Origin of the sequence: Citrobacter sp. Cpo109 (assembly GCF_030332565.1) — a bacterium.
Taxonomy (GTDB): domain Bacteria; phylum Pseudomonadota; class Gammaproteobacteria; order Enterobacterales; family Enterobacteriaceae; genus Citrobacter; species Citrobacter portucalensis.
Genome location: NZ_JAOWHQ010000071.1, coordinates 319,943 through 336,297, shown reverse-complemented (window position 1 = coordinate 336,297; position 16,355 = coordinate 319,943). Strand labels below are relative to the sequence as shown.

15 protein-coding genes are annotated in these 16,355 nt (G+C 51.6%); 11 read left to right on the top strand and 4 right to left on the bottom strand.

What is annotated here, in order from left to right; translation table 11 throughout:
• The first annotated feature begins 74 nt into the window (after window positions 1-74).
• Genes OGY71_RS22225 through OGY71_RS22210 form a run of 4 tightly spaced genes read left to right on the top strand, consistent with a single transcriptional unit; the run spans window position 75 to window position 5,252 of the window.
• Entirely contained in the window at window positions 75-995 is a 921-nt protein-coding gene (locus tag OGY71_RS22225) for a dihydrodipicolinate synthase family protein (protein ID WP_003830108.1), read from the top strand.
• 14 nt (window positions 996-1,009) lie between these two features.
• Window positions 1,010-2,617 carry an aldehyde dehydrogenase (NADP(+)) gene (locus OGY71_RS22220; protein WP_164563331.1) on the top strand — a complete coding sequence of 536 codons (1,608 nt, stop codon included), beginning with the start codon at window positions 1,010-1,012 and terminating at the stop codon, window positions 2,615-2,617.
• A gap of 11 nt (window positions 2,618-2,628) precedes the next feature.
• On the top strand, window positions 2,629-4,230 hold the full coding sequence (locus OGY71_RS22215; protein ID WP_063941042.1) for an APC family permease: 1,602 nt from the start codon (window positions 2,629-2,631) through the stop codon (window positions 4,228-4,230).
• 11 nt (window positions 4,231-4,241) lie between these two features.
• Window positions 4,242-5,252: an Ldh family oxidoreductase gene (locus OGY71_RS22210; protein ID WP_126957123.1), complete on the top strand. Its 1,011-nt coding sequence runs from the start codon at window positions 4,242-4,244 to the stop codon at window positions 5,250-5,252.
• Window positions 5,253-5,401: 149 nt separating this feature from the next.
• On the opposite strand, the gene OGY71_RS22205 is transcribed toward OGY71_RS22210, so the two are convergent.
• Window positions 5,402-5,749 (bottom strand): hypothetical protein, encoded by a 348-nt coding sequence (locus OGY71_RS22205; protein WP_149335449.1) that lies wholly within the window; start codon window positions 5,747-5,749, stop codon window positions 5,402-5,404.
• 221 nt (window positions 5,750-5,970) lie between these two features.
• Here OGY71_RS22205 and OGY71_RS22200 point away from each other — a divergent pair, with 221 nt between their 5' ends.
• Genes OGY71_RS22200 through OGY71_RS22190 form a run of 3 tightly spaced genes read left to right on the top strand, consistent with a single transcriptional unit; the run spans window position 5,971 to window position 7,244 of the window.
• Window positions 5,971-6,420 (top strand): STM2901 family protein, encoded by a 450-nt coding sequence (locus tag OGY71_RS22200; RefSeq protein WP_003830103.1) that lies wholly within the window; start codon window positions 5,971-5,973, stop codon window positions 6,418-6,420.
• The gene (locus OGY71_RS22195) at window positions 6,414-6,740 is read left to right on the top strand and encodes a DUF1493 family protein (protein ID WP_003830102.1); all 327 of its coding nucleotides are present in this window, start codon (window positions 6,414-6,416) and stop codon (window positions 6,738-6,740) included. The genes OGY71_RS22200 and OGY71_RS22195 overlap by 7 nt, the downstream gene beginning before the upstream one ends.
• Window positions 6,741-6,758: 18 nt before the next feature.
• Entirely contained in the window at window positions 6,759-7,244 is a 486-nt protein-coding gene (locus tag OGY71_RS22190) for an Hcp family type VI secretion system effector (RefSeq protein WP_003830101.1), read from the top strand.
• Between the two features lie 55 nt (window positions 7,245-7,299).
• On the opposite strand, the gene symE is transcribed toward OGY71_RS22190, so the two are convergent.
• Window positions 7,300-7,662, bottom strand: coding sequence for an endoribonuclease SymE (gene symE, locus OGY71_RS22185; RefSeq protein WP_164563172.1), 363 nt, complete (start codon window positions 7,660-7,662; stop codon window positions 7,300-7,302).
• A gap of 195 nt (window positions 7,663-7,857) precedes the next feature.
• A complete protein-coding gene (locus OGY71_RS22180; protein WP_154816715.1) occupies window positions 7,858-8,031 on the bottom strand; it encodes a hypothetical protein in 174 nt (57 codons plus the stop codon).
• Between the two features lie 408 nt (window positions 8,032-8,439).
• Between OGY71_RS22180 and OGY71_RS22175 the strand changes: the two genes are divergently transcribed.
• The 3 genes from OGY71_RS22175 to pdxY all read left to right on the top strand — a co-directional run bounded on the left by OGY71_RS22175 (window position 8,440) and on the right by pdxY (window position 12,135).
• Window positions 8,440-9,810, top strand: a complete 1,371-nt coding sequence (locus OGY71_RS22175) for a tyrosine phenol-lyase (protein WP_003830098.1) — start codon at window positions 8,440-8,442, stop codon at window positions 9,808-9,810.
• Between the two features lie 190 nt (window positions 9,811-10,000).
• Window positions 10,001-11,266 (top strand): aromatic amino acid transporter, encoded by a 1,266-nt coding sequence (locus OGY71_RS22170; RefSeq protein WP_003830097.1) that lies wholly within the window; start codon window positions 10,001-10,003, stop codon window positions 11,264-11,266.
• Between the two features lie 11 nt (window positions 11,267-11,277).
• A complete protein-coding gene (pdxY, locus tag OGY71_RS22165; protein WP_284962167.1) occupies window positions 11,278-12,135 on the top strand; it encodes a pyridoxal kinase PdxY in 858 nt (285 codons plus the stop codon).
• 500 nt (window positions 12,136-12,635) lie between these two features.
• On the opposite strand, the gene OGY71_RS22160 is transcribed toward pdxY, so the two are convergent.
• Window positions 12,636-14,189, bottom strand: coding sequence for an L-lactate permease (locus OGY71_RS22160; RefSeq protein WP_079937197.1), 1,554 nt, complete (start codon window positions 14,187-14,189; stop codon window positions 12,636-12,638).
• Between the two features lie 436 nt (window positions 14,190-14,625).
• Between OGY71_RS22160 and dld the strand changes: the two genes are divergently transcribed.
• Complete coding sequence (gene dld, locus OGY71_RS22155) at window positions 14,626-16,323, top strand: D-lactate dehydrogenase (protein ID WP_286613727.1); 1,698 nt, start codon at window positions 14,626-14,628, stop codon at window positions 16,321-16,323.
• Window positions 16,324-16,355: the final 32 nt, after the last annotated feature.

Genomic DNA, 16,355 nt, shown 5'->3' with positions numbered 1-16,355 from the left:
GAAACGTCAATCTGTCAGTGAATATTCACCATTCATTCACTTTAAATTAACAAATTGACGACAAGGAACCGAACATGAGCAAGAAAGCCATTCACTGGAGCGGTGTATTCCCGGCAGTCAGCACCCAGTTTCGTAGCGATTATTCCCTGGATCTGGATGCCACCCACACGGTGATGAAAAATCTGGTCAAGGATGGTGTTTCTGGCCTGGTGGTGTGCGGCAGCGTGGGGGAGAACACCTCTCTGACCACGCAGGAAAAGCTGCAGATTATCGAAGTAGCGAAAGATGCAGCGGGCGGTCAGATCCCGGTCATTGCGGGGGTGGCCGAATTCACCACCGCGTTTGCACAGAAGATGGCGAAAGAGGCAGAGCGCGTGGGCGTCGACGGTATTATGGTGATGCCTGCGCTGGTGTATTCCTCAAAACCGCATGAAACAGCGGCCCACTTCCGCAGTGTGGCTACAGCTACCGACCTGCCTATCATGGTGTACAACAACCCGCCGATTTACAAAAACGACGTGACGCCGGATATCCTGGCGACGCTTGCCGACTGCGACAACATCGTCTGCTTCAAAGACTCCTCCGGCGATACCCGCCGTTTTATCGACCTGCGTAACTCTGTTGGTGACCGCTTTGTGCTGTTCGCTGGGCTGGATGATGTGGTGGTCGAGAGCATTGCCGTTGGGGCGGAAGGCTGGATCTCCGGAATGTCGAACGCCTTCCCGCGTGAAGGGGAGACGTTGTTCCGCCTGGCGAAACAACAGCGTTATGAGGAAGCGATGGCGCTTTACCGCTGGTTTATGCCGTTGCTGCATCTGGATGCGCGCCCGGATCTGGTGCAGTGCATCAAGCTCTGTGAAGAATTGCTGGGGCGTGGCAGCGCCATTACCCGTCCACCGCGTCTGGCGCTGGAAGGGGATACCCGTGCGCAAGTGGTGGCGATTGTTGAGAAGGCGCTGGCGACCCGTCCACAGCTGCCGGATGTCGGCCTTTAAGTAAAGGAGTGATGATGACGCTACCCCTCTCTGTTTCGGGTCAGCAGTTTATCGCCGGACGCCGCGTGGCAAGCGGTGAGGCGACGCTGCCAAGTCTGCGTGCCGCTGACGGCAAGCTGACCGGATACCATTTTTACCCGGCCTCTCGTGAGGAGGCCGCCGCCGCGGCGGAGGCGGCTGACCAGGCGTTTCCGGTCTATTCACAGACAGCGCCAGACGTGCGTGCCTGCTTTCTCGACACTATTGCCGACGAGCTGGATTTGCTCGGCGAGGATTTTTTCGCCATAGCCCACCAGGAAACGGCGCTGCCGCTGGCGCGGTTACAGGGAGAGCGCACCCGTACCAGTAATCAGCTGCGCATGTTTGCCGGGGTGTTGCGTCGGGGCGATGCCTTTGGCGTACGTATTGATACCGCACTCCCTGACCGCCAGCCGCTGCCGCACCCGGATCTGCGTCAGTTTCTGACCGCGCTTGGCCCGGTGGCGGTGTTCGGGGCCAGCAATTTTCCGCTGGCCTTTTCTACGGCAGGAGGCGATACCGCATCCGCGCTGGCGGCGGGTTGTCCGGTGGTGGTGAAAGCCCATCCCGGACATATGGCGACGGCGGAATTGACTGCCCAGGCGATTGTGCGTGCGGTCGCGGCATCTGGCCTGCCTGCGGGCGTTTTTAACATGATTTTCGGCACCGATATTGGCGCGGATCTGGTTCGCCATCCGGCGATTCAGGCGGTGGGTTTTACCGGTTCGCTGCGCGGCGGTAAGGCGCTCTGGCAGCTGGCGCAGCAGCGTCCGCAGCCGATCCCCGTCTTTGCGGAAATGTCGGCCATTAACCCGCTGATTATTCTGCCGCAGGCCGTCGCCACGCGGGCAGAAACGCTGGCCAATGAGCTGGTGTCCTCTTTCACTCTGGGATGTGGACAGTTTTGTACCAAGCCGGGGCTGATCCTTGTCTTACGCGGCGAGGGTATGTCCCGCTTCACGCAGGCACTGAAGGTCGCGGTTGACCTGGCACCGGCACAGATCATGCTGAATGCCCCAACGCTTGCCCATTATGAAGAGGGTGTCAGCGCGCTTGAGGCACATCCGCATATTCAGCGTCTGGCAGGGTCTGATGAATCGGTTATCGGCCGCGCGCAGGCCCGGTTGTATCAGGCTCCGGCTTCGCTGCTGCTGGCACAGGATCCACTGCTACAGCAGGAGGTGTTTGGCCCGCTGGCGGTGTTGGTCGAGGTGGCCGATGAGGCGGAGTTGCAGTCCATTTTGCGCGTGATTCCGGGCCAGTTGACGGCAACCGTGCACGCCGAATCTGATGATGGGCCGCTGGCGCAGCGCCTGCTGCCAGCCCTCACTGAAAAAGCGGGACGCGTTTTGTTTAACGGTTATCCGACCGGCGTTGAGGTCTGCGATGCCATGGTGCACGGCGGCCCGTGGCCTGCCACCACCGATGCTCGCGGTACCTCGGTAGGGACGCAATCCATCGACCGTTTTTTACGCCCGGTATGCCTGCAAAATGTGCCTGCCGCGCTGCTTCCGCCTGCTGTCCAGGATGACAACCCTCTGAACCTGCTGCGCCTGATTAACGGGCAGTGGACCCGGGAAGCCATTTCCCCCTCTGTTGACTGAAGGGCATGACCATGACGATTCACTCTACGCACCAAACACAGGCCCGCGTTGCTGAGGTGGGTAAATTTAAAAAGCAGCTAACGCTAACCGACCTGACGTTTATTGGGCTTGGGGCTATCTTCGGTTCCGGCTGGCTGTTTGCAGCAAGCCATGTGGCATCGATTGCCGGACCTGCGGGCATTGCCTCGTGGGTCATCGGCGGGATTGCCGTTCTGCTGCTGGGGATTGTCTATTGTGAACTGGGCGCAGCACTGCCTCGTGCCGGGGGGATTATCCGTTATCCGGTTTTTTCCCACGGTGAGTTGATGGGGTATCTGCTTGGATTTATTACGCTGATTGCGTTTTCAAGCCTCATCTCCATAGAGATTGTTGCCGCGCGGCAGTATGCGGCAGCATGGTTCCCGATGCTGACTCAAACTGGCTCAAGCGACCCAACGCTGCTGGGATGGATAGTGCAGTTTTTGCTGCTGTGTTTGTTCTTCGGGCTGAATTACTACAGCGTAAAAACATTTGCCCGCTCCAATAACATCATCAGTATTCTGAAATTTTTGGTGCCGTTAGCGGTCGTTGTAACGCTATTTACCTTTTTCAAACCTGAGAACCTGCACGTTCAGGGGATTGCACCCTTTGGTATGTCGGGCGTTGAGGCTGCGATTAGCGCCGGTGGGATCATCTTCGCCTACCTGGGGTTGACGCCAATTATTTCTGTGGCGAGTGAAGTCAAGAATCCGCAGCGTACCATCCCGGTGGCGCTGATTTTATCCGTGGTGCTGTCGACGATTATTTACGTGCTGTTGCAACTGGCATTTCTTGGCAGTATTCCGACCGATATGTTGGGTGGCGGCTGGGCAGAGATCAGCAAGCAATTTTCGCTGCCGTACCGGGATATCGCCATTACGCTCGGTATGGGCTGGCTGGCGTTTATGGTAGTGTGCGACGCGATTGTCTCCCCAAGTGGTACCGGCAATATCTACATGAACGCCACGCCGCGCGTGATTTATGGCTGGGCGAAAGCAGGCACCTTCTTTAAGACGTTTACCCACATCGATAAAGAGTCTGGCATTCCGCGTCCGGCGCTGTGGCTGACCTTTGCATTGTCTATCTTCTGGACATTGCCGTTCCCGTCATGGGAACAGTTGATAAGCGTGGTGTCGGCGGCGCTGGTACTGAGCTACGCCATTGCCCCGGTCACGGCGGCGGGGCTACGCCGTAATGCACCGGATTTGCCGCGTCCATTCCGCGTGCGGGCCTTCGGGATTATCGGTCCGGTGTCGTTTGTGATTTCGGCGCTGATTGTATTCTGGTCTGGCTGGGGCACGCTGTCATGGCTGCTGGGACTGCAGATTGTGATGTTTGTCGTCTATGTGCTTTGCAAATCAAAAGTGCCGGTGCACACCGTGAGTCTGGCACAGCAGGTGAAGTCGTCTCTGTGGCTTATCGCCTTCTATGCACTGATTATGCTCTTCTCCTGGCTGGGCAGTTTTGGAGGCACAGGGGTGATTGGTCATCCGTGGGATACGGTGGTGGTAGCGGTGATGTCGCTGGGAATTTACTACTGGGGCGAGCGAACCTGTCTGCCGCAGGCTAACTTTACCGGTGATGAAGAAGAGTAAAGGAGTCGGTCATGGAGATGGTAAACCTCTCGTTAACAGAGGCTTATGCGCTGGCATATAAGGTGCTGCGCGGGAACGGATTCAGTGAAGCGCATGCCGTGGTGGTCGCGACAAACGTGACCCACGGTGAGCGTGATGGCTGTGCCTCGCATGGTTTGTGGCGGTTGCTGGGGATTGTGGAGACGCGACGTAAAGGAAAGGTGTCACCTGACGCTGAGCCGGTTATCACCGATACCGCGCCGGCCATTGTGAAGGTGGATGCCGGTGGGGCATTTTCCCTGCTGGCATTCGAGCGCGCACTTCCACTGCTGATAGAAAAGGCGCGCCACAGCGGTATTGCAGCCCTGGCGATTAACCGCTGTGTGCACTTTTCGGCGCTGTTTGCCGACGTTGAGCCGCTCACCGAGGCGGGGCTGGTGGCGCTGGCGACGACGCCCAGCCATGCGTGGGTTGCTCCCGCAGGCGGGACGCAGCCGCTTTTTGGCACTAACCCGATAGCATTTGGCTGGCCGCGTGAAGAAAAACCCCCGTTTATCTTCGACATGGCCACCAGTGCGGCGGCACGGGGAGAGATCCAACTCCATCAACGGGCGGGAAAAGCGGTGCCGGAAGGGTGGGGGATTGACGGTGACGGTCAGGCCACCACCGACGCGCAGGCGATCCTCGACGGCGCGATGTTAACGTTTGGCGGGCATAAAGGGTCGGCACTGGCGGCGATGGTGGAACTGCTTGCCGGACCGCTCATCGGCGATATGACCAGCGCGGAATCGCTGGCGTGGGATAAGGGGGCTGGCGGGTTGCCCTATGGTGGCGAGCTGATTCTGGCCCTGGACCCGGCCCGCTTTCTGGGACTGGAGGCTCCGCAGCATCTGGCACGTGCCGAGAGACTCTTTGCCGATATGCAGCGGCAAGGGGCGCGTTTACCGGGCGAGCGCCGCTACCATTCCCGTACGCGTACAACTCGTGACGGTGTGGAAATAGCCCATTCGCTGTTCAAGGATATATCCGCGTTAGTGAAATAATTATCGCGAGAACAGGAGGGATGATGTCCCTCCTGTTATACGTGTATCGTTACATATTCCTTTTTCACACTGTATTTTGAGCGTAAAGTAGCCCTGCCAGGATCTATGCAGAGAGGGAAATCGGGTATGGTGACGGAGAATTAACATGATTAATCCTTACCATTATTTATACGCAAAGGTAAATAAATCATAAAGATAACCCATATAAAAATGCCAATAATTTGTATGGGCCAGGGTTCAAACAAGGCGAAACAGGCGAGGATTCCTGCGATCAGCAATGGTCCGGATAATAGGTCAAGTACTCCACCCAATAGACGCATTTTCGTGGGTAAAAACCTGTTTACGATAGAAACGATAATATAAATACTCCCTACGATGATAATAACGGCAAGGGTTTTATCTTGCCATGAATCGAATTCGAACAAGCAAATTAAAAATAAGGTAGCTACATAACCGCTAAGAATTATATTTATTATCGGAATAGTAAACTTACTCATATCACTATGCCTCGGTAGTTTTATTTGCATTATTGTTCTGAACGTTTTCCTTACCAGATATAACACTCAATCACTACATTATGTCTTCCTGGTACATTACTACTAACGGCATGATATTTATTTTATCTGAAAATAGACTTTATACGGTAGTCATCTTTATTCTTCGTGATTCCCCTGGAGTACGATAAGCAAGCAAATCATTGAGGGAAGAAGGGGGACTGATGGATACAGTAGAGGAACTCAACGGAACATACTTTTATAAAGGGGTCTGTAACATTTCTGCAGGTGAGCTATTTTTCTGGATCTTCCTCGATAAAATTGATGAACAATTTGGGGGAATTAAAGATGTGGTAACAATGTCATGTATCATTCTTGGGTTACCATTGCTGAAAACACGGGGTAAACCATATGGGGCAACACAAGGCACATCAATTGCCTCCAAATATTCTCGTGAGTTTCTTAACGTAACATTGTCCGTCAGGCTTCCTACCATCACCAATGCCAGTATCAAATATTTAAAACCAATGATGACTAACAATCTTGGGGCATTCGTTGGACGAACAATTCCTGTGATTGGTTGGGCATTACTCGCAAGTGATGTCGCCCAAATTGTCTATAAAACGGTGAATACCTACAACACCATTGCCAGAGAGGAAGATCGCGTATGGTGACTGATAACGAGGTATTAGAATTTTTTCGGGGAGAGTTATCTCTCGCGGTAACGTTTACTTTCAAGCCTATCCCGATTGAACTTGATACGCCGCTGCAAGGTTACGCTGAATGGGATGAATTACCGTATGCCATTGAAGATTTTGGAGAGAAATATAACGTTGATGTTTCAGTCATTGATTTCGAGGCCTATTACCCGTGGGAAAGAGAGTCGGTCTATCGAAAGTGGTTTACCAAAGAACCCATCAAACAAGTGTCAAAACCGCTTACTGTGCGTATGTTCGCAGAATCAGCCAGAGCAGGTCACTGGTTATATGATTGATTACAAGGAGTTTTAAAAATGGCTGTACCCGTTCATTTATTTTTAAAAGATGATGGTGGCGCGATGATTCGTGGAGGTTCAGATGTCCGGGGACGTGAAGGCAGTATTGAGCTCCGTGGTCTGACACATAACCTTAGCATTCCAACAGATGGTGCCACCGGGAAGCTAACCGGCACACGCCAACATGGCCCATTTCTATTTGACAAAGAGATCGACTCCTCCAGCCCATACCTTTACAAAGCAGTTGCGACAGGTCAGACACTTCAAAGTGCGGAACTTAAGTTCTATCACATAAACGACGCAGGCCAGGAAGTGGAATATTTTAATACCCTACTTGAAGGTGTAAAAGTTGTATCAGTGACACCAATCGTGCATGACACACGTACGGTAACGGGAACCGGGCATTTGGAAAGCGTACAACTGCGCTATGAAAAAATCACCTGGTGTATTGTAGATGGCAATATTCAATATACCGACGCCTGGAACGAACGTACTACGGCATAACAAAGATGGCGCAATAACCCCTAATAAAGGCGCCACAGGCGCCTCAAGGACACTCTCACCCCTTCAACGTTTTCCCCGCAATCACCCCGATAAACTCCAGCACTTGCTTTTGTTTGCGTGCCGGCAGCTTTTCTACTTTGCGCAGCGATTTCATCAGCGCTGACTCTTCGGGTTCGGCGGCGCGGGCGGTGAGCACGATGCAACCTTGCATTACGCGCACATCAACGCGGGTGCCGGTGTCGAATCCGGCGGCTTTAAGCCACTGGCCCTTCATCACGATGGACGGAAACTGAACGTACTTCACCGGCAGACGGCTGTAATCAGGATAACGGCTCGCATAACCCACTTTCAGGCGACGGTTATCTGCGGCGTGCACTTCTGGATCAAATGAAACTGCAATACAATGCGTATCAGTCATGATGGCTATTCTCGTGAAATAGTTACTGTGATTAGCGATGCGCAGGTGTTGGCGCACCTTCGTATCGCGCTAATAAAACCCCTGTAAATTCCCCCAGTGATCTTCGGTAAGTCCAGATGTAAATAAGATGAAATAAGCGCGAATAGCACGCTTTCGGAATAAATAGAAAACGCCTTCACCCCAATAAATCCGGTATTATTCACCGTATAAATCCATTCCCTTCCAGTCCGCCAAATACGGCCATTTCCAGAAAATAGCGCTCCTCTGCATCAGGCCAAAAATGCGATCTAACTCACTGAAGCAAATAGCAAACTCTGAAACAACACCGTTTTGTACACTTTGCTTTACACTTTTAGTGATGTAAATCACAAATATCACTCCGTGAAGTGATCCGACTCTCACAAAATGAGGTGTACTCATTCAGCAATACATTACGAGCACAGCCTGGAAAGTTAAGTTTTCAGTATTTCCACTCTCCGCAGACACACTACGATGAATGGCAAATCGAAACGCAAAAAAAAACTTGTTGAATATTAACGGGTAAAAAAAAGGCGTGTGATTTGCATCACTCACATTTACAGCTTTTTAAATTATTGCCAGTGATTAATGTTGACCGGGCTATTTCCATAATCAATCAAATCTTGCATAGTGCCTCCACATTATTTCTCCCCCTGGATCAGGAGGCGAATAGTTATATTTCATCAGACTTTATTGATGAACCAGGTATGCTTTACTTCACATTAATACGTACATGACCACTGTTACTGGAGAAACAAAATGAATTATCCGGCAGAACCCTTCCGTATTAAAAGCGTTGAAACTGTATCTATGATCCCGCGTGATGAGCGCCTTAAGAAAATGCAAGAAGCGGGTTACAATACTTTCCTGTTAAATTCGAAAGATATTTATATTGACCTGCTGACCGACAGTGGCACCAACGCAATGAGCGACAAGCAGTGGGCCGGAATGATGATGGGTGATGAAGCGTACGCGGGCAGCGAAAACTTCTATCATCTGGAAAGAACCGTGCAGGAATTGTTCGGCTTTAAACATATTGTTCCGACTCACCAGGGCCGCGGCGCAGAAAACTTATTATCACAACTGGCTATTAAACCAGGGCAATATGTTGCTGGTAATATGTATTTCACTACTACCCGTTATCACCAGGAAAAAAATGGTGCGGTGTTTGTCGATATCGTTCGTGACGAAGCGCACGATGCCGGTCTGAATATTGCGTTTAAAGGTGATATCGATCTTAAAAAATTACAAACGCTGATTGATGAAAAAGGCGCAGAGAATATTGCGTATATTTGCCTGGCGGTGACGGTTAACCTCGCGGGCGGCCAGCCGGTCTCGATGGCGAACATGCGTGCGGTGCGTGAACTGACGGCAGCACACGGCATTAAAGTGTTCTACGACGCTACCCGCTGCGTGGAAAACGCCTACTTTATCAAAGAGCAAGAGCAGGGCTTTGAGAACAAGAGCATCGCCGAGATCGTGCATGAGATGTTCAGCTACGCCGACGGTTGCACCATGAGTGGTAAAAAAGACTGTCTGGTGAACATCGGCGGCTTCCTGTGCATGAACGATGACGAAATGTTCTCTTCTGCCAAAGAGTTAGTCGTGGTGTACGAAGGGATGCCATCTTACGGCGGTCTGGCCGGACGCGACATGGAAGCCATGGCGATTGGCCTGCGTGAAGCCATGCAGTATGAGTACATCGAGCACCGCGTGAAGCAGGTTCGCTACCTGGGCGATAAGCTGAAAGCCGCTGGCGTACCGATTGTTGAACCGGTGGGCGGTCACGCGGTATTCCTCGATGCGCGTCGCTTCTGCGAGCACCTGACGCAGGACGAGTTCCCGGCACAAAGTCTGGCCGCCAGCATCTATGTGGAAACCGGCGTACGCAGTATGGAACGCGGAATTATCTCTGCGGGCCGGAATAACGTGACCGGTGAACACCACAGACCGAAACTGGAAACTGTGCGTCTGACTATTCCACGTCGTGTATATACCTACGCACATATGGATGTCGTGGCTGACGGCATTATTAAACTTTACCAGCACAAAGAAGATATTCGCGGGCTGAAGTTTATTTACGAGCCGAAGCAGTTACGTTTCTTTACTGCACGCTTTGATTACATCTAAAAAATAGTTATGGCCCCATCACATGATGGGGCTTTTTTGTATTCCTTTTCCATGAACAGGAAGCCTTTGCGGTGCTCGTTACCGTGACATAACTAAAAAAAAGTAAACCCTGACTCCGACATTTTTATTATCCGCATGATGTACAAATGACAGCTGTAATTATAACGAATAGTCTACAGGAACATTTATCATGGATATTAATGCCATTGAGCGACAGAGTAGTACCCCCGGACTGATTAGCGGAACCATGTTGGTTATCGCAACCGTAGTGGGTGGCGGGATGTTCTCCCTGCCGATTGCGATGGCCGGCGTATGGTTCCCCGGTGCGTCTGTTATTCTTCTGTTTATCGCCATCATGATGTTATTAACCGGTCTGATGCTGGTTGAAGTTAATCTGCATTATGGTGCCGGTGCCAGTTTTAATACCTTTACTCAGGATTTATTAGGCCGTAAGTGGAATATCGTAGTCGGTATCGCTTTCGGCTTTGTGCTGTATATTCTGACCTATGCCTATATTTCCGGATCGTCAGCGGTGATGGCGCAAACCGTGTTCAAATACAGCGGCGTGCGCTTTCCGGCGAATATCTCGGTGGTGATCGTCAGTATGCTGGTCGGCGCGATTGCCTGGTATAGCTCCTTGCTGGTCGGACGCATCACTACCGTGTTGATTATCGGTAAGTTTATCGCGTTCTTTGCTACTTTCTCCGGGCTGGTTGGTCATATTGAAGTGGCGAAACTTGTCGACAGCGTGGCGGTGGCGCTGCCCAACTCACAATACCTGCCTTACATTCTGATGACGCTGCCGTTCTGTATTATCTCGTTTGGTTTTCACGGTAACGTGCCGAGCCTGGTCAAGCTGTATGGCAAGAGTGGGGTCCCGAATATCACGCGTTCGATTATCATCGGTACGCTGTTTGCCCTGCTGCTGTACATCTTCTGGCTGGGCGTCACGATGGGTAACATCAGCCGTTCCGCGTTCCCGCCAATTATCGCCAAAGGCGGCAATATCGATGTGTTTGTTGAGGCCATCAGCGAGCTGTTCACCAGCCGGTATATGGATCTGATCCTGACCTTCTTCGGCAACTTCGCAGTAGCCAGTTCTCTGCTGGCGGCGACGCTTGGCTTGTTCGACTATATCGCCGACCTGTTTCACTTCCCGGATGACGGCATGGGCCGCCTGAAAACCGCGCTGGTGACCTACTTTCCGCCAGCCGCCGTGTGCTTCTTCTTCCCGAACGGTTTTGTGCACGCGATTGGCTACGCCGGTCTGGCCTTTACCATCTGGAGCGTGATCCTGCCGCCGTTCCTGGTGAAAGCCGCGCGGAAACGTTTTCCGACCGCCAGCTATACCGCGCCCTGTAATAACACCGTACTTAACCTGGTGATTGTCTGTGGGGCGGTTGTCTATCTGACGGTTGTTCTGGACGTATTTGGTCTGCTGCCAACGTTTCGTTAGACGGAGTCAAAATGAAAAACGTGTTGTCTGTTCAGTCGTCAGTCGTTTATGGCTATGCCGGAAATAAAGCCGCTGTGCTGCCGATGCAGCTTTCGGGGATCGATGTCTGGCCGTTTTACACCGTACAGTTTTCCAACCACACCCAGTACGGGATGTGGCAGGGCATGGCGATGCCGCACGGCGAGCTGAGTGCCATCATCAGCGGGCTGGATGACCTGCAAAAGCTGGCGCAATGCGATGCCGTGCTGTCCGGGTATCTTGGAGATAAACGTCATTGTGAAGAGGTGAAGCACGCGGTCACCACCATTCGTCAACGTAATCCGCAGGCGCTCTATTTTTGCGATCCGGTGATGGGCGATCCGCAAAAAGGCTGCATTGTCGCGCAGGGCGTAGAGTCCTTTTTTGTCGATGATGCCATTCAACTGGCCGACATAATGGGACCGAATCTCTATGAGCTGGGCGTGCTGACGGGCAGACAACTGCGTGGTTTTGACGAGGTGGTGGAAGCTGCGCAACAGCTGGTGGCATGGGGGGTGAAAAAGGTGCTGGTGAAGCATCTCGGCGACTGCTCACGGGACAAACAGTCGTTTGAAATGCTGCTGGTGACGCCGGAACAGATGTTACACATTGCCCGGCCGCTGTATACCTTTGCCAAAATGCCGGTGGGCGTTGGGGATCTGATTTGCAGCGTGATGCTGGCCTCACTGCTCAATGGTTATGAGGATAAGCAGGCGCTGGAGCGGACCACCAGTGTCGTCGATGCGGTGATGCGACTGACAAAAGAGCATGATTCGTATGAACTGCGGCTGATAGATGCGCGTCACCAGATAATGGATCCGCAAATTCTCTATCGGGCAGCGGTACTGTAGCGCCGCAGGGAGGCTTTATGTTTCTGACATTGCTGCGATTTCAGCATCCGCTGGTCTACCGTTTTGCGTGGCTTCGTCTGTGGGTGGTGGTGTTAAGAGCATGCGGTCTACGTAAGAGAAAGGGGTGAGCATTTTACGCTGCTGTTGCTGCCGGATGCGGCTCGCGCCTTATCCGGCCTATAAATGAGCGTGAAACGCAGGCCTACAAATGAGTGTGAAATGTAGGCCTGATAAGCGAAGCGCCATCAGGCATAAGTGCCAGGTATTACACGCGGAAGTAGCGTGGTGGAATCAACGCGGAAAAGGCGTCGAACTTCTTCACCATCTTTTTCCAGAACAACATAACAACAATCCTCGATTTGAAACATCGGCGCTATTTTAGTCAGCGCCGACAAATCGTAAAGCCTGTCGCCTTGTTCTGTTTCTGGGGTGGTGTAAACCTTTTTGGTCACTGTGTCGTCAAATACGATTGCCGCGAATTTGACGGGGTTGACAATGGCTTACGCCATAAACCAGTAATAAAAGAGACCGACTTTCAGGCCAAGGATCACAATGTAGGCACAGCAGTATTTCATGGTGCCAGACATGATCTGATTGGCCTGACCGTCCATTTTGGTGGCAGAAACCGCGATAGCGATGCTTTGCGGCGAAATCATTTTGCCCCCCGTAGCGCCAGAGGTATTGGCCGCCGCCAGCCAGTTGGGATCGATATGTAACTTGCTGGCAGCTATGGTTTGCAGCTTGCCGAACAGAATGTTCGAGTTGGTATCGCTGCCGGTAACGAACGTGCCCAGCGCGCCAATCACCGGGGCGAGGAAGACGTACGAGCTGCCGGTCAGATCGACAATCGACTGCGCCAGCGTGGAGATAATCCCGCTGAGATCCATCACCGTGGCCAGCGCGACGATCGCCATAATTGCCACGATAGAGTTTTTAAGCTGGAAAATCGTTTTGATAAATACTTCCAGCATCCCGCGTGCGGACGCTCCCTGAATAAAACCGCCGATAATGGTCGCAAAGATAATCAGCATCCCTGGTGTGGTCACCCATTCAACTTTCAGTGCCATCGTTTTGCCGTCAGCCAACGTGAAATGCAGCACAGAAGCCAGTTGGGACGCCGCACCTTTTATTGTCGGGAACAGCGGCGAACACAGCAGGATAAACACAAAAATAAACAGATAGATAGAGCCCACGCGGAACAACACTTTTGCCGAGCGCGGCGTGGTTTCGCGGGTATGGCTGACCTCAATGCGCCACTCGGGATCGGTTTTCCCTTTGCGCAGGCGACTGACCATCGCCACGGCAAACAGGCTGACCAGGCTACCGGCAAAGGCGGGTAATTCCGCGCCAAGATGGATGGCGACAAAATATTGTGGAACCAGCGTGGAAATGCCGCAAATCAACGTGATCAGAAATACGCCGCGAATGGCTTTCAGGCCACCGCCAATAATGCAGACAATCACAAACGGCAGCAGGATATTAAACAACGCGAGCTGCAAAATAATGGTTCCGCCTAAGGTATAAACCGGCAGATTAACCTGTTCAGCCAGAATAGAAACCGGGATCCCGACCGCGCCGAATGCGGTAGGAACTGTATTTGCCACGAGAGAGGCAATCGCCGCCTTCAACGGGTTGAATCCCAGCGCAATGAGAATGCCGATCGGAATAGCGACCGCCGTGCCATAGCCCGCTGCGGCTTCAAGAAATCCACCAAAACACCATGAAATCAGCAGCACCTGAATACGCTTATCTTCGCTAATGCTGGCGAGAATATCGCGCAAAATATCCAGCGCTTTGGTCGCCTGCATGACGTTATAACTGAAAATAGCGCCGAGGATCACAATCACGATCGGCCATAGTCCCTTCAGTGCGCCATACCCTATCGCGGCTTTCAGATTTTGTACGGGCATTTCCCAGAATATTGCCGATAGTGCAGCGGTGAATACCAAAGAGATCAGTACGGAATAATGGATGGGCATTTTTAATTTCAGTATTAAAAATACCATCAGCAGCAAAGGAGAGAGTGCCAGAGCAAACATTAAATATTCGTGCATTACAATTCCCGATTTACTTTTTTAGACTGAACTATATTTAGGGGGAAGGAAGCTACCTGAATAATAAAATAAAAAATGCAAACTGAATCGCTTCAGTGAAATAAAGTTATAAAGGTTAATAATTGTATGAATAATGTTATTTTTTTATTAAATATGAATAACCACTAAATATTACAACACCCATTAGAGTTAATCATTAATAGGTATGGGATGATCTTTGCAATAAATGAAATAAGTGTTTTGGCATCCCCTCAAAGGGCGAGGTATGAATTATATGGCGGTGGTAATTTCATTAAAAAAATGTGAGCGGTACCGAAAGAAATAAAATGGGGTATTGCATGTGGATATTGATTGAGGGAATATTCTGTTTTGTCATACAAATGAACTTATAGCCATTTTCACTGGCCCTGATATAAGGAGCGGAGAGCCGCCCTCCATGAAACATACTGATAATAAGACCTTTTTGACGACTCTTACCCAATTGGTTGGCCCTGCTCATATCCTCACCGAACCGTCAAAAACTGCGCGTTACCGTAAGGGATTCCGCTCGGGTCAGGGTGATGCTCTGGCGGTGGTTATCCCCGGCTCTTTGCTTGAACTCTGGAAAGTCCTTAGCGCCTGCGTTGAGGCCGATAAAATAATCCTGATGCAGGCGTCGAACACTGGCCTGACCGAGGGTTCGACGCCAAATGGTAATGACTACGACCGCGAGATCGTCATTATCAGCACGCTGCGGCTGGACAGTCTGCATGTGCTGGATGAGGGCAAGCAGGTGCTGGCTTATCCGGGCACCACGCTGTACTCGCTGGAAAAGGTGCTGAAGCCGTTTGGCCGTGAGCCGCATTCGGTGATCGGCTCTTCGTGCATCGGCGCGTCGGTTATCGGCGGTATCTGTAATAACTCGGGCGGTTCTCTGGTCCAGCGAGGCCCGGCTTACACCGAGATGTCGCTGTTTGCCCGCATTGATGAACAGGGACGCTTGCAGCTGGTCAATCACCTTGGCATTGAGCTAGGTCAGACGCCAGAGCAAATCCTTGCCCGGCTGGATAACAATGCGATTGAAGCCGCGCTCGTCAACCATGACGGGCGTCACGCGCACGATCACGACTATGTTAGCCGCGTGCGGGACATCAATGCCGACACGCCAGCACGTTACAACGCTGACCCGGATCGCTTGTTTGAATCCTCTGGCTGCGCGGGCAAGTTAGCGGTGTTTGCCGTACGTCTGGATACCTTTGAAGCCGAGAAGAACCAGCAGGTCTTTTATATCGGTACCAATCAGACTGATGTCCTGACCGAGATTCGCCGCCACATCCTGGCGAATTTTACAAACCTGCCGGTTGCTGGGGAGTATATGCACCGCGATATCTATGATATTGCAGAGAAATATAGCAAAGATACCTTCCTGATGATCGACAAACTTGGCACGGACAAAATGCCGTTCTTCTTCAACCTGAAGGGGCGTACCGAGGCCATACTTGAGAAAGTGAAGATTTTTCGTCCGCACTTTACCGACCGCGCTATGCAGGCTTTTAGCCATCTGTTCCCGAGCCATCTCCCGGCGCGGATGAAGACCTGGCGCGATAACTATGAACACCATCTAATGCTGAAAATGTCCGGTGAGGGTGTGGCCGAAGCCCAGGCATGGTTAACGGACTATTTTAAATCGGCCGAGGGCGCGTTCTTTACCTGTACCGCGGAAGAGGGCAGTAAGGCGTTTCTGCATCGTTTTGCCGCTGCGGGCGCTGCCATTCGTTATCAGGCCGTTCATTCCGATGAGGTTGAGGATATTCTCGCGCTGGATATTGCATTACGCCGTAATGATACCGAATGGTATGAGCATTTACCGGCAGAAATTGATAGTCAGTTGGTGCATAAACTCTATTACGGTCATTTTATGTGCCATGTCTTCCATCAGGATTATATCGTTAAAAAAGGCGTAGATGCCCACGCGTTAAAAGAACAGATGCTGGAATTACTGCGCCAACGCGGAGCGCAATATCCGGCGGAACACAATGTCGGTCATCTGTATAAAGCGCCGGAGAATTTGGCGCGTTTTTATCAGGAGAATGATCCGACCAACACTATGAACCCAGGCATTGGTAAAACCAGTAAACAGAAAAACTGGGCATGAAATATGAATGAACATTTGTTTGATATCGCGAT

What these genes read in the sequence shown, in the direction of transcription:
- OGY71_RS22195 (WP_003830102.1), top strand. Translation starts at nt 6,414, where the DNA reads ATGGTGACTGATAACGAGGTATTAGAATTTTTTCGGGGAGAGTTATCT.
- OGY71_RS22215 (WP_063941042.1), top strand. Translation starts at nt 2,629, where the DNA reads ATGACGATTCACTCTACGCACCAAACACAGGCCCGCGTTGCTGAGGTG.
- OGY71_RS22225 (WP_003830108.1), top strand. Translation starts at nt 75, where the DNA reads ATGAGCAAGAAAGCCATTCACTGGAGCGGTGTATTCCCGGCAGTCAGC.
- OGY71_RS22170 (WP_003830097.1), top strand. Translation starts at nt 10,001, where the DNA reads ATGGATATTAATGCCATTGAGCGACAGAGTAGTACCCCCGGACTGATT.
- OGY71_RS22210 (WP_126957123.1), top strand. Translation starts at nt 4,242, where the DNA reads ATGGAGATGGTAAACCTCTCGTTAACAGAGGCTTATGCGCTGGCATAT.
- OGY71_RS22220 (WP_164563331.1), top strand. Translation starts at nt 1,010, where the DNA reads ATGACGCTACCCCTCTCTGTTTCGGGTCAGCAGTTTATCGCCGGACGC.
- OGY71_RS22190 (WP_003830101.1), top strand. Translation starts at nt 6,759, where the DNA reads ATGGCTGTACCCGTTCATTTATTTTTAAAAGATGATGGTGGCGCGATG.
- OGY71_RS22175 (WP_003830098.1), top strand. Translation starts at nt 8,440, where the DNA reads ATGAATTATCCGGCAGAACCCTTCCGTATTAAAAGCGTTGAAACTGTA.
- OGY71_RS22205 (WP_149335449.1), bottom strand. Translation starts at nt 5,749, where the DNA reads ATGAGTAAGTTTACTATTCCGATAATAAATATAATTCTTAGCGGTTAT.
- OGY71_RS22160 (WP_079937197.1), bottom strand. Translation starts at nt 14,189, where the DNA reads ATGCACGAATATTTAATGTTTGCTCTGGCACTCTCTCCTTTGCTGCTG.
- OGY71_RS22200 (WP_003830103.1), top strand. Translation starts at nt 5,971, where the DNA reads ATGGATACAGTAGAGGAACTCAACGGAACATACTTTTATAAAGGGGTC.
- symE (WP_164563172.1), bottom strand. Translation starts at nt 7,662, where the DNA reads ATGACTGATACGCATTGTATTGCAGTTTCATTTGATCCAGAAGTGCAC.
- dld (WP_286613727.1), top strand. Translation starts at nt 14,626, where the DNA reads ATGAAACATACTGATAATAAGACCTTTTTGACGACTCTTACCCAATTG.
- pdxY (WP_284962167.1), top strand. Translation starts at nt 11,278, where the DNA reads ATGAAAAACGTGTTGTCTGTTCAGTCGTCAGTCGTTTATGGCTATGCC.